The organism is Lentzea pudingi (genome assembly GCF_014646255.1).
GTDB classification, from domain to species: Bacteria; Actinomycetota; Actinomycetes; order Mycobacteriales; family Pseudonocardiaceae; genus Lentzea; species Lentzea pudingi.
This window is the reverse complement of the sequence record NZ_BMNC01000001.1, coordinates 996,572-1,009,382: the sequence shown is the minus strand read 5'-3', so window position 1 is coordinate 1,009,382 and position 12,811 is coordinate 996,572. Positions and strand designations below refer to the sequence as shown.

Genomic DNA, 12,811 nt, shown 5'->3' with positions numbered 1-12,811 from the left:
GAGCAGAAGGAGGTCAGGAGGTGAGGAAGGTCTTGAGCTCGTGGACGAGCTTGCGGACGTGGCCGGAGACCACCGGTGTGCCCAGGTCCTTGAACCGCTCGCGGAACCACGGGTTCACGCTGCCGCGGCCCGAGCTCGTGACGGAGCCGACCGGGATGAACTTGGCGCCAGAGCGGTGGATCGCCGCCATGCAGTCGAAAAGTTGCTCGATGCGGGTCTCGTAGAAGTCGGAGATCCACACGACCACCGTGTTCGCCGGCTCGGCGATCTTCGCCTGGGCCATGGCCATCGCGACCATGCCGTCGTTGCCGCCGCCGAGCTTGGTGCGCAGCAACGTCTCGAACGGGTCGTTCACCCACGGCGTGAGGTCCAGCGCCTGCGTGTCGTAGGCGATCAGATGCACGTCGACCTTGGGCAGCCCGGCGAAGATGGACGCCAGGATCGCGCAGTTGACCATCGAGTCGACCATGGAACCGGACTGGTCGACCACCGCGATCAGCCGCTGCGGCGTGGTCTTGCGCGCCGTCTGCCGGTAGTAGAGGCGGTCGACGTAGAGCCGCTCCTCCTCCGGGCTCCAGTTCGTCAGGTTCTTCCAGATGGTGCGGTCGAGGTCGAGGTTGCGGAACACCCGCTTGGGCGGCACCGACCGGTCGAGCGTGCCCGCCGAGGCCTTCTCGACCTCGGTCCGCAGCACCTCGGCCACCTCGTCCACGTACCGGCGGATCAGCGACTTGGCGTTGGCCAGCGCCACCCCGGACAGGTTGTCCTTGTCCCGCAACAACTGCTCGATCAGCGACATGCTCGGCGTGAGCTGGGCGGCGAGCGCCGGGTCCGCGAGCACCTCGCGCAGGCGCATGCGCTTGACCAGATCCGCTTCCATGGCACCGAGTTCGGGGCCGATCCGCGGGATCAGGGTGCTCAGGTCCGGCGCGCCGGACCCGTTCCCGGTGCCGGTCCGGCCCGCCTGCCGGCCGCCTCCGCGCAGCTGGCCCGGCTGACAGCCCAGTGCGCGTTCGAGCCAGCCCGCGTCCGCCTGCCAGCGGGACAGCTGCCCGGCCGTGACGGGACCGGAGCCGGTGCTGAAGACGTTGAGCAGCACCTTCGACACCAGCGCGGCCCGCCGCACCTCGGCCGCCTTGTCGCGCTCGTCCTCCGCTTCGGGGACCATCACGCCGTCGAACTCGGCGGCGAGATCGGGATGGCGCTGCACGATCGAGTCGATCCCCGCCTGCGCGTCGAGCAGCGCGGGCGGCAGGCCGATGTCCTGCAGCACGGCCAGGCTCGCGGACTCCAGTGTGGACTGTTCCTCGTGGTCGAACAGCCGGGACAGCAACCGCCAGTAGAGGACCTGCCGGCGGTTCTCCTGTGCGTCGGTCATTTGCGCAACAACCTTCCGGCGCGCTCGCGGAGCACCGTCGCCGCGTCGGTCGCGGCCTTCTCCGCCTTGACCCCGGCCTTGTCCGACGCACCACCGGCCCACGCGCCGGCGTGCACCGCCACGGTCTTCTTGCGCGCGGTGGTCTCGACGGCGAGCGGCTGGACGCGGAACGTGCCCGAGTCCCAGCGCAGCAGGCCGATGCACGCGCTCGACGCCGCCACCGCCTCCGGGGTGAGCGGCCCGGCGGCCGGGACCCGGTCGGTGTCCACGGCGACGGGCTGCCCGGCGAACGAGAACGTCAGCGTCTCGCCGGTCTGCTCGGTGAGGTAGCCCTCCAGGAACACCGGCACGGCGATGCGGGCCGGGTGCCGGTCGAGCGGCGCTGCCGGCGACGTGGTCGCGGCAGGCAGGACGACCCGCGCGGTGACGAAAGGATCAGCGGGTGCGCCGGGCTTGGCGTGCTCGGCCTGCCACAGCAGGTCGCCCTCGGCGGTGATCGGCATGCCGGTGAGGTCCATGGACCTGCCCTCGCTGACGGCCGCCAGCAACGACAGGTGCGGCCGCAGCAACTGCCAGATCCCGGCACCGATGATCGTGTCCGGCTTCGGCGCGGACACGCTGGCGCGCACCAGCCGGGGCGCTCCTCCGCCGGCCGGTTCGAACACCGCGTACACCTGGGCCTGCGCGGCGGTCGCGTGCTCGTGCAGGTCGACGCCCAGCGGCAGCAACCGGCCGGTCACCGTGCTCGTGGGCGCCTCCGTCACCCCCGGCAACGTCAGCAGCAGCGCACGTGACCACAGATCTCCCCAGCGGCGCACCGGAATCCGCTCCAGCGCGGAGCCGGGGCACGACGCCGCCAGCTCGGCCGCGAACCCGTCGAGCACCGCGGCCAGCCTGCGCAGCCGAGGCTCCGGCAGCAGTGCGGAGACCACCGGCGCGGCGCCGGACACCAGGTCGTGGTCGATGCCCTGCCACCCGGCCCTCGCGAGGTCGGCCAGCCAGGACCGCGCGGCCAGCAACAGGTTCTCCGCCTGGCCGCCTCCCGCCACCGGAATGCTCGCACCGGCCTGGACACGTCCGGTCGCCTGCTCGATCCGCTCCACCAGCGCGTCGTGCACCGAGCCGAACAACGCGATCCGGGCCGCCGCAAGGGAAAGGAGGTGCTCCTCCCCCGCGGCACCGGCCGCCGCCTTCTCCGCGGCCTCCGCCACCCTGGCCCCCAGCGGGGACGCCGCCATCGCGTCGGCCAGCGCCACCAGCCCGGCGGCCTGGGCGGGTTGCGGCCGCAGCAGCCCCGCGGTCAACGCCTGGTCGGCACCGGCGACCGCGGCCAGCACCTCGTCGATCCCGTCGACGGGATCCACCAGCAGATCGGCGCGCATCACACCACCGCCCTGGTCGGCGGGAACCACTGCAGTTCCGGCACCGGTGCCGTCGTCGGAGGAAGCTCCACATAGGCCAGATGACGAAGGAAACGGCTGAACACCTGTGCCGCGGCCGCACTATCCGCCTGCGACGGCCGCGTCCCCGTCATGACCGAGTGGATGGACTGCGCGTCCACGTCAGCGCCCTCGACCCGCAGGTACCGCGCCACCCGCTCCGCCCCGTACTGCAGCACCGCCTCGGTGATCAGGGCGTGGATGTGGTTGCAGAACGACCCCCGCGCGCCACCGCACGGCCGGTTGTTGTTGGTGCTGCAAGCGAACTCGTAACTGCCCGCCGCCACCGACGAGACGTACACCCTCTCGATGTCCGACCCACTGGACACCACCCCCTGCAGCCGCCCGTCCGCCAGCTCCACGAACGGCACCTTGGCGAGCTTGCGCGGCCGTGCGGGTGGCAACACCCGCGCCGTGCTCGCGCTTTCCCAGTCCGACAACGATTCCTCTCCTTGCCCCCGAGCGAGCCGATCCGCCTGTCCGGCGGTGTGGGAACGACGTTAGCGGCGACCACCGACAATTTTTGACCGCTCGGGGCCGCCGGGCGGATTTCGCAGGTGAACGAGTTTCAGTTCATTCACTGAACCACGGAGTGCTTCAGTCGAGTTCGTTCACTGAACTACCGGTTCGACGTCCTCTGAGGACGGTTCGACGAGTTGCGATGAGATGACCGACGGCGGGCTCTTCCTGGTCACCGCGAGGACGAGCGGCTGGGCCCGCACCCAGGGTGACGCCGGGACCAGGGCGTTCATTCGCGAGACCTACCAGCGCGCCGACGCGTTCCTGTTCGACGGCGGACGTACGCTCTGTTCGCCGGCTCGTGGGGACGCTCACAGAGGCCGACTTCCCCGGTTCGGAGCCTGTCCTGCGAGCGCTGAACGCCCGACCCAAGTACGAGGCTCACCGATCCGGACTGGGCAGGCACACCGCGGTGTCCAAAGATCGCGCCATCGCGGACCTTAGGGTGGCGACCCAGGTCTACCGGCCAGTCGTCCTCGGTACTGGCGCTGGAACAACCACAGGAGAGGACCTTCCGATGGGCCGCCTACGACAGGGCCGGCGGGCAACACCGCCGAGATCGCGCACCTCACCCGCCGCCGCGACCAGTTGCGGAGCGGCTGATCGACATGGTGCCCCCGTCCTGATAGGAACGATCACGTGGGCACACGACCTCGGTTCGACCTCGTCGGCAGGGCGGCCGGCCTGCTCGGGCAACGGCTGCTGAAGCTTCCTCCCGCCATCTCACGTGACGTGACCGTGGAACGGGATCTGCGGATCCCCACCCACGACGGGCAGACGCTGCTGGCGAACCACTGGGCACCGGCCGGCGGCGACGGGCCCACGGCGGTGATCCGGTCGCCCTACGGACGCAGAGGACCGCTCGACTGGTTGTACGGGCGGGCACTCGCTGAGCGCGGTCTGCACGTCCTGACCGTCAGCTGCCGGGGCACGTTCGGCTCGGACGGCGACTTCCGCGCGATGCGGCACGAACGCGAGGACGGCCTCTCGGTCCTGCGCTGGCTCGCCGGGCAGCCCTGGGTCGGCGACGTGGTGCTGACCGGCAGCAGCTACCTCGGCTACACCCAGTGGGCCGTCGCGGCGGAGGCTCCCGTGCGGGTCAGGGCGATGGTGCCGCACGTGACGTCGTCCCGGCTGGCGCTGTCGTTCCTGCGGCCGGACCGGTTCGAGGTGGAGACGCTGCTGGACTGGTCGGTGAGCACGGCGACGCAGGAGCGGCCCGGCGCGATGATGCGCGCGCTGCTCGGCGTCGGACGCAAGCGCGTCCGGGCGGCCATGAGCACGTTGCCGCTGGTCGACGCCGACACCGCCGCGCTCGGCCGGCGGTGGCCGTTCTACCAGGACTGCCTGCACCACGACCAGGACGACCCGTTCTGGTCGAACGAGGACCACTCGCCGTCCGTCGGCGACGTGACCGTGCCGGTCAGCTCGATCGCGGGCTGGTACGACATCTTCCTCGCCGATCAACTCCGCGACTACAAGGTGCTCGCGGCGGCCGGCCGTGAGGCGCACCTGACGGTCGGGCCGTGGTGGCACGGCCACGTCGGCGGGATGGCCGCGGTGCTCGGCGACACCGTCGGCTGGGCCGCCGCCCACGCCCGCGGCACCGAGCCGCCGAGCAAGCCGCCGGTGCGTCTTTTCGTGATGGGCGTGGACGAATGGCGTGACTTCGAGCAGTGGCCGCCCACCGGGTACACCCACCAGCGCTGGCACCTCGCTCCCGGCGGCGAACTCCGTTCCGCACCGGGCACCCAGGCGCCGCCGACGTCGTTCACCTACGACCCCGCCGACCCGACGCCGTCACTGGGCGGGCCGAAGCTGGAGAGCCGCGGCGCCGGTCCCGTCGACAACCGCGAGCTGGAGGCGCGCGACGACGTCCTGGTCTTCACGTCGGACGTGCTGGACGCCGACGTGGAGGTGATCGGCGAGGTCACGGCCGAGGTGTGGCTGCGCGCGGACCGCCCGTCGTGCGACCTGTTCGTCCGTCTGTGCGATGTGGACGGACGCGGAAAGTCGCTGAACGTCTGCGACGACCTGGTGAAGGTGCGGCCGGACGGCGTCACGAAGGTGACCGTCGAGCTCTCCCCGACCGCGCACGTGTTCCGGCGCGGGCACCGGATCCGGGTGCAGGTGTCGGCCGGGGCGTTCCCGCGGTTCGCCAGGAACCTGGGCGACGGCGGCCCGGCGCACACCGCGACGGAACTGGTGCCCACCGGGATCGAGGTCTTCCACGACGCGGATCGCCCGTCCGCGATCCTGCTGCCGCGGAAGTGAGCTCACCAGTCGTTCAGCGTGCTGACCAGCATCGCACCGGCCACCAGCGCGAAGAAGGCACCCGTCAGGATCTCGAACACCAGGCCGGAACCGGTGGCGAAACCGTAGGCCAGGCCGTGGGTCACGAACCCCACCGGCACGACGCTCAGGAACATCCAGCAGAACAAGCGGAACGCGAGCATGAAGAACCCGTCCCACCACCCGAACAGCAGCCCCCACAGCAGCACGCCCACGCCGAGGTGGGCGAGGTACGACCACCAGCGCAGTGAGGAGCCGCTCTCCGGCAGGAACCACGCCGCCGCGCCCATCACCTTCACGCCGACCACTTCGCCGCGCCAGAGCTGCAGCACGGCCTCCTGCCCCTCCGGTGCCGCGGCGTAGAAGGACGACGGGACGTCACGGGCGCGCCGGGACCCGTCAGCTCGTTGCCAGGTGACCTCGTGGTGCACGGTCGTGGTCGTGGTCGTGGAACCGTTGGCGTCGGTGTGGGTCGAGGTGGTGGTGTAGGTGCGCCGGGCGACGATGGAGCCCTTCTCGGCGTCGAAACACCCTCCGGCACCCTGCTCGCACGCCGAGACTTCGCGGAACTCCCTTGTCCGCTCGAACGGTCCGGCCGCCCCGGCCAGCGCCACCACCAGCACGCCCAGACCGCACACCACGACGAGCCACCGTCCGAGGGCGCGTCCGGGCAACCTCATCCGGCGCAGCGTCCAGCGACGCCAGCGGAATCTCATGGCGTTCCCCCTGCGGTGCGGTCACCGGTGCACGCCGTCCCCTCGGCGCACTGCACGATATCCACTCCGACCGTCCGGCAGAATGCCGATAAGAGGGCAAAAGCTGGACAACTCCCGATGACTCACTTCCGCGGCGGCGCCAGGCAGAACCTGGCGTAGTAGACGAACGCCCGCGAACCGGTCCAGCTCGGCAGTTCCAGCTGCTCGCCGCCGTTCAGGATCTTGTCGCCGTTCGTGTCGCCCTTCTGGATCACCTTGGTGTAGACGGACTTGCCGTACTGAGTCCACTGTGCACCCGTGAGCGCGTCAGGACCGAACCGTCCGGCAAGCAGACGGGCCGCGTAGTCGACGATGGCCTCCACGGTCGGCTCGCCGGCGTCGGAGAACTTCGGGCGCGGCGAGCCTTGCTTCTCCGCCTTCGTCATCGCCGAGAACGCGACGTCGCAGGCCACGTCCTTGAGGATGTCGTGCGCGGCCTCGGCCAGCTTCTCCTTGACGGACTGACCTGTCCGCACGGTGTCCGCTGCGGCCTGAGCCTGGCTTTGAACGATCGTCCGGTCCGCGTCGGCCGCCTGCTGGACCTCCTGGATCTCCTCGAGCCCGCGCTTCATGCTCGCGAGCGCGTCGATCTTCGCTCGGTCGGCACCGGACTTCGGAGCGGCGCGGAGCACGTCGTCCACCTGGGTGCCCAGGCTCCCCAGATCGGTGGAGCCGCGCAGGATGTCGTCGGTGGCGGGTGCGCGCTGGATGACCTCGTCGGCGCTGCCCGACCACGTCGACGGTGGCGGGCACTTCGCCGCCGTCGCGAACACGGCGAGGAGCGAGACACCCAGTGCCACCGTCGTTCTCGTCCACGCAGGAGGCATGTCACTCACCTCATCGCGGCGCGGATGGCGACCACCATGCGATCGCGTTCCACCGCGTTCTTCCGGGAGATGTTGGCTGTACCGCGGCTGTTGAGCACACCGATCTCGGTGACCGCACCGCCGACTCCCGTGACGACGAGGGTCGGCGGGTGGTGAGCCGCGGCGGTCCACCCACCGCGACACCCGTCAGCCCGCCGAAGTCCTCCTGCTCGACCAGCCCGCCGAGCTTCTCGGGCAGGCCGGCGACGAAGTCGGGCGCGCCGGCCTTGCCCAGCGCCCAGGTAAGCACCTTCACCACGTCGGTGACGTTCAACGGCGTGAACACGAGGCGCTTCGTGGTGAGCACGAGGTCACCACCCACCGAGGTGAGACCACCTGGCCGGAAGGACGCCACGGCGCGAGTGACCTCGTCTTCGCCTACGGCCAATGTGACGGGCAGCGGGCTTTTGCCGCTGCCACCGAGGAGGCCGCTGAAAGCATCGAGCACGGACATGGTGTCCTCCCTGCTACGACTGGTACCTCCCTCTCGCATTACTGCGTTGCGCGGTTACAGCGCTCACCCGAATGGCCCAGTCCGGGCTGGCCTCGGTCAGGACTACGGCAGTCGTTGGTCCGTCACGCACGTACGCCGAATCGAGGCACTCCGAGCAGTCGCAGGTAGGCGAGCAACGGCTGCGAGTGGCTGTGCAGGTTGGCGACGGGGTACGCCTGCATCGCGGTGCCGAAGTCGGGCAGCGCCCACGTCTCGCCGGGGCGGTCGCTGTCCGGGGCGAGGTAGCAGTCGGGGCCAGAGAGCGTGCCCGGCCACACGTCGGGATAGGCGGCGGTGTGCGCGTGCAGGGTCATGCGGCGCCACTCGTCCCATGCGAGGTCCTGGTCGTGGAGGGAGGCCGCCCAGATCAGGGTCATGTTGACCGAGACCCACACCTGGCCCTGGGTGCCCTCGGGGACGGGCCAGCGGTGGCGGGCGCCCAGCGGTGAGCCGGCTCGGCAGGTTTCGTCGATGGTCTGGAGCAACGCGCGTGCCTGGTCGGGGGTGGCTGCGCCGCACAAAATCGCCCACGGCTGCACCTCCAGCCACAGGTCGTGGTCGCCGACCACGTGACCGCCGGGGCCGTGGGCGCGCCGGAACCAGCGGCCGTTCCACTCCATTGTGACGAGCGCCTGGAGGCCGGCGGCGCGGGAGCGTGCTTCGGACGCCGTCGCGGTGTCGCCCAGGCGGTCGGCGAGGTCCGCGTAGAACGGGAGGACCCAGGCGGCCATGGCGGAGTTCAGGACCGACTCGCCGCGTTCGATCATCAGCTCACGGTCCACTCCGGACTCTTTGATGGCGAGGTCGTTCCAGTCTGCGTTCAGGATGCGGACGTGGCCGTGCTCGCCCACGCCCACCTCGTCCACGAAGAACCTGAACTGGCGCCGCAGGTTCTCGGCGAGCGGGACGGGATCGGCGTGGTGGCACGGGTGGTAGGGCACGGATGAGCCGAACGCGTCGAGGTCTCCGGTCACGGCGGCGTACTCGGCGGCGAGCCAGAGGGCCCACAGGTTCTGGTCGGACGGGCGGAACAGCTGTGTCCACGGCTGCTTGCGGCCGTCGAGCGCGTACGGCAGGTCGCCGTCCGGGCTGCCCCAGGCGCAGGTGTTGCGCAGCACCGACAGTGCGAGGTCAGGCTCGAGGTGGACCAACGGCAGCGCGTGCTGCAGCGGATCCCTTGCGGCGCCGTTGAAACCGTGGCGGAACGAGTAGGCGGAGCCCTGGTTCAGGGTGTGACCGCCGAGCACGCCGTCCGCGCAGGCGGCACCGGTGAGAAGTGCGGCGTGCCACGGGATTTCGACGGCCACCTCCGGTGCGCGCGAGGAGACCGGGTCCGGAAGACGTTTCCTCAGGCCCGCCAGGCTTTCCTCGTAGACCGCCGCCGGGTCGGCGGGGCCGTCGAGCAGGCCGAACCGGAACCACGCGGTCGTCCGCTGCCGGGGCGGGATCTCCAGCGCGACCGCCACTCTCAGCAGCCCGGCGGTGGTCTCCACCCTGTCGCCGCCGAAGTGCTCCAGCGCCACCACGGGTGCGTCCGGCGGGGCGTCTCCGCGCGACGGGCCGAACTCCAGGTTCACCTCACGCGGCCGGACCCCCCATTCCTCGGTCAGCTCGCCGCGCAGCACGCCGTCGCCGTCGTTGCTCACTTCGACCCTGATCAGCACCCACGGCACCTCGCCCTCCGGGCACAGGACCGTGCGCTCCACGCCACCGACCTCGACTCGGAAGAAGTTCGGGCCGAACAGCTTCACCGGGGCGGCGTCCGACGACACCGCGCCGAAGCGGGCGATGCCGGTGCGTTCGGTGATCCACCGGCAGCCGAGGTGCTCGTCCCAGACGCCGGTGAGCCCGTCGCTGTCGGCCACCAGGGTGATCCGGCGGTTGCCGACGTGCACCCAGTGCCGCGACGACGGCGGGTCGATGATCGGGTCCCACGGCCGGGGGCCCGCCCGGTACTCGAACGCGGGCAGGCCCTCGGCCGTCGTCCACTCCCCGAACGCACTCACACGGGAAAGCGTTGCGGCAGAACCCTCACACGGGCAATCGTCCGTTCAGCGCCAGAACCTCCTGCGGCGCTCCGGCTCGGCGGTCTTGCCCGCCACGAACCCCCGCAGCACCTCCAGCGTCCGCGCCCACAACCGGTCGACGTCCCCACCGGCCGTGATCTCCGCGAACAACGCGCGCAGCGGCTCGTAGGCAGGTCCGGTGCGGCCGCCGACGAGGATGCCGAGCCGGCTGGCCAGGTCGGCGAGCAGGTCACGGCGTTCCCACGACGGCAGCGCCGCGTCCTGCTCCAGGCGCCCGATCTCCCGCGTCACGACCTCGCGCAGGTCGGCCGGCTCGGCTGCGGGAGGCATCGGCATCGATCCGGGCGGAGCGATCGGTGCCTGCTTGGGCGCGGACCGGCCGCCCGAACGGGCGTGCAGCGCCTGGGGTGCGGGCGGGGGCATCGCCGCGTCGAACGAGACCGGTGCGGCCGCGAACGGTGACGGGGCAGCGGCGAACGCGGGCGGCCCTCCGGCGAACATCGGCAGCCCAGGAGCCTGCGGTTCCCAACCGGCGGGCTGTTCGACCGGCTGCACCACCCGGTGCACCGTCCCGTCGGACACCACTCGCTCGTCCACCGCCACGAACGCGGTGAAGCGGCACAGCACACCGAACCGCAACGACGTCCGCACGATCGACGACTCCAGCGTCCGGTCGCCGGCCGCGTACCGGTCCTCCAGGTCGCGCAGCGCGGCACGGGCCCACTGCGAGCGAACGGCGGACGAGGTGTGCTCGCGCACCGCCACCGTCTCCTCCCAGTCCGCACCGTCCCGAGTCTTGCCGCGCACGGTGCAGGACTCCGGCGCCGCACCGCGATACCGGCCGAGCGCCACCAGCGGCACACCGGGGTAGATGGCCGTGGGCAGCCGGGGCAGGTCGGATCCGGGCGACACCACCACGTCGGTGACGACCGGCGCGCCGATCCGCCGCTGGATGTGCGTCATCGCCTCGTCGAGCCGGTCCTCGCTCTCAACCAGTTCGCAGCGACCCGCCCCGGCCGCGGCCAGCCTGCCGAGGAAACCCGCGTTGACGGCCGTGTCGATGCCGACGGCGTGGATCCGCGTCCGGTTGATCAGCGGGGTGATGTCGCGCAGCACCTGGTCCTCGTTGCCGACCTGGCCGTCCGTGACGAGCACGAGGACCGGGTCGCGTCCCGAACCGGCGTCGGCCAGCGCGCTCAGGCCCTGCCGCAGCGGCTCGTACATCTCGGTGCCTCCACGCGCCCGCACGGCCGCCAGGTGCTCGACGGCGCGGAAGCGGTGGCGGTCGGTGGCCGTGACCAGCCCCGAGCCGAGCTCGGCCGGCCGTTCCACCCGGTCGTCGAAGGTGATCACGGAGAACGTGTCGTCCGCGGTCAGCGTGTCGACGATGCGGGCCGCCGCACGCCGGGCCGCGACCATCTTCCAGCCCGACATGCTGCCGGAGCGGTCGAGCAGCAGCACGACGTCGCGCGGGCGGACCGGTGCCTCGGATTCGGGCGGCAGGACCGTGAGCTGGTAGGTGCCCTCCCCGCTGTCGTCGAGGTCGGGCACGCACACGACCGCCGAGCTGTTCCCCTGGTACGCCAGGCGAAGCACGAAGTCGCGGTCGACGTTCTCCCCCGGCGTGACCGAGACCGTGGTGCCCTCGGTGACGACGGTGTGCAGGCTCGACCGCACCTCGCCGAGCTCCAGCCCGGCGGGGTCGATCTCGACGGCGATGCCCAGCTCCACCGGGTTCGGGAAACCTGGCAGCAGCACCGGCGGCGTGATCCGCGAGGCGTCCGGCACCAGGTCCGTGTCCTGGGCGTGCCCGTCGCCGACCGACGGCCCCTCCAGCGGCGTGCCCGGCACGTAGCGGGGCGCCACGACCAGCGGGAACCGGAACGTGGCCGCGCCGTCCTCGAACACCAGCGGCCCCACCAGGGTCAGCTCGACCACGACCCGTTCGCCCGCGGGGATGTTGCCCACGCGCATGGTGAACACGTCGGGCCGTTCTTCCTCCACGATGGACGCCCGATTGCCCGCGGCGATCGCGTCGTCGTACGTCTGACGGGCCTGGGCACGCTCCTGCAGGTCGGCGGCCACCGTGCGGTCGCCGGCGGTCATCTTCATGCCGGTGACGGCGGCGCGGTCCGGCAGCGGGAACACGTAGGTCGCTTCGAGCGCGGTGTCGTGGGTGTTCACGAACCCGGCCTTCACCACCGTCCGGCCGACCAGGCCGGTGATGGAGGCGCGCACGTCGAGGAGCTCCAGCGGCAGGTTGCCGCGCTCGGTGCGCAGCGCGCCGACACCCGCGTCCTCGGTCGTCCGGCCGACGCGGTCGGCTTCCCCGGTCTTCATCGGGGCGACGGACAAGGTCATGACGATTCCCTTTCGTTGAGCAGGCCACGGGCGGCGAGCAGGTCGAGCAGTGGCCGGGCGGCGGCGGCGATGTCCGCGCGGTCGGCGGCGGTCGGCGTCCCCGGCACGAGGACCACGGCGCCTCCCCCGAGCGCGACGCCGTGGAGGGCGAACGCCTCCGCGGGCGCGGGCGGCGGGGCCGGTGCGGCAGCGGGTTCGGCCCAGAACCTGGGGCGAACGGCCTCCGGCTGTGGTGCGTCACCGGGGGCGAGCAGGTCTTCCGGGACGCGGGCGAGGGCCGCCAGCGTCGTGTCGGTGGCGCCCGCGAGTTCGGCTTGGATGTCGGCCAGCGTCCTCCCCTGCGACTGAAGTCTCTTGACGGCCACCAGCTGGAGCAGGTGGCGCCGCTCGTACAACGCGGTGCGGCCGCGCATCGCCGAAGGTCTGTCGACCAGCCCCGTCGTCGCGTACCAGCGGACGGCCCGCCGGTCGGGAACGTCCCGGACGCGGCCGTTGGGCGCGCCGGGGTACTCCGCCGACAACGCGGCGGAGACGCGGTCCAGCAACTCGTCGAGCGTCCACACCCCACGATAGTGACACTGCAATCGTGACAGTGTCAACGTTGCAGCCTGATGATGTTCACGCCTGGTAGCCGGGTACCGTCCAGCGCGTCCGCGTGCCCCTGTTAGCCCCCGACATGAG

The 12,811-nt window shown here is 71.4% G+C and carries 10 protein-coding genes; 1 reads left to right on the top strand and 9 read right to left on the bottom strand.

Translation table 11 applies throughout. From position 1 onward, the window contains the following. Positions 1-13: 13 nt before the first annotated feature. From IEY88_RS04615 to IEY88_RS04605, 3 genes are read right to left on the bottom strand one after another with little or no spacing between them, the layout of a single operon-like run. Complete coding sequence (locus tag IEY88_RS04615) at positions 14-1,378, bottom strand: VWA domain-containing protein (RefSeq protein WP_189153249.1); 1,365 nt, start codon at positions 1,376-1,378, stop codon at positions 14-16. Then, the gene (locus IEY88_RS04610; protein WP_189153248.1) at positions 1,375-2,790 is read right to left on the bottom strand and encodes a hypothetical protein; all 1,416 of its coding nucleotides are present in this window, start codon (positions 2,788-2,790) and stop codon (positions 1,375-1,377) included. Before IEY88_RS04610 ends, IEY88_RS04615 begins: the two co-directional genes overlap by 4 nt. Next, entirely contained in the window at positions 2,760-3,257 is a 498-nt protein-coding gene (locus IEY88_RS04605; RefSeq protein ID WP_189153247.1) for a hypothetical protein, read from the bottom strand. The genes IEY88_RS04610 and IEY88_RS04605 overlap by 31 nt, the downstream gene beginning before the upstream one ends. 718 nt (positions 3,258-3,975) lie before the next feature. Between IEY88_RS04605 and IEY88_RS04600 the strand changes: the two genes are divergently transcribed. Then, entirely contained in the window at positions 3,976-5,610 is a 1,635-nt protein-coding gene (locus IEY88_RS04600) for a CocE/NonD family hydrolase (protein ID WP_229693075.1), read from the top strand. Positions 5,611-5,612: 2 nt separating this feature from the next. Here the strand turns inward: IEY88_RS04600 and IEY88_RS04595 are convergent, their stop codons facing one another. From IEY88_RS04595 to IEY88_RS04570, 6 genes are all read right to left on the bottom strand, one after another. Next, a complete protein-coding gene (locus IEY88_RS04595; RefSeq protein WP_189153246.1) occupies positions 5,613-6,344 on the bottom strand; it encodes a hypothetical protein in 732 nt (243 codons plus the stop codon). Positions 6,345-6,466: 122 nt separating this feature from the next. Next, complete coding sequence (locus IEY88_RS04590; protein WP_189153245.1) at positions 6,467-7,210, bottom strand: hypothetical protein; 744 nt, start codon at positions 7,208-7,210, stop codon at positions 6,467-6,469. 10 nt (positions 7,211-7,220) lie between these two features. Next, entirely contained in the window at positions 7,221-7,703 is a 483-nt protein-coding gene (locus IEY88_RS04585; protein ID WP_189153244.1) for a hypothetical protein, read from the bottom strand. Positions 7,704-7,825: 122 nt separating this feature from the next. Continuing rightward, positions 7,826-9,748, bottom strand: a complete 1,923-nt coding sequence (locus IEY88_RS04580) for a GH36-type glycosyl hydrolase domain-containing protein (protein WP_189153243.1) — start codon at positions 9,746-9,748, stop codon at positions 7,826-7,828. Positions 9,749-9,793: 45 nt separating this feature from the next. Further along, positions 9,794-12,130 carry a VIT domain-containing protein gene (locus IEY88_RS04575; protein ID WP_189153242.1) on the bottom strand — a complete coding sequence of 779 codons (2,337 nt, stop codon included), beginning with the start codon at positions 12,128-12,130 and terminating at the stop codon, positions 9,794-9,796. Continuing rightward, a complete protein-coding gene (locus IEY88_RS04570; RefSeq protein WP_189153241.1) occupies positions 12,127-12,693 on the bottom strand; it encodes a MerR family transcriptional regulator in 567 nt (188 codons plus the stop codon). Before IEY88_RS04570 ends, IEY88_RS04575 begins: the two co-directional genes overlap by 4 nt. Between the last annotated feature and the right edge of the window lie 118 nt (positions 12,694-12,811).

Coding starts and splice junctions, on each gene's coding strand:
- IEY88_RS04615 (WP_189153249.1), bottom strand. CDS start 1,378: ATGACCGACGCACAGGAGAACCGCCGGCAGGTCCTCTACTGGCGGTTG.
- IEY88_RS04595 (WP_189153246.1), bottom strand. CDS start 6,344: ATGAGATTCCGCTGGCGTCGCTGGACGCTGCGCCGGATGAGGTTGCCC.
- IEY88_RS04590 (WP_189153245.1), bottom strand. CDS start 7,210: ATGCCTCCTGCGTGGACGAGAACGACGGTGGCACTGGGTGTCTCGCTC.
- IEY88_RS04585 (WP_189153244.1), bottom strand. CDS start 7,703: ATGTCCGTGCTCGATGCTTTCAGCGGCCTCCTCGGTGGCAGCGGCAAA.
- IEY88_RS04575 (WP_189153242.1), bottom strand. CDS start 12,130: ATGACCTTGTCCGTCGCCCCGATGAAGACCGGGGAAGCCGACCGCGTC.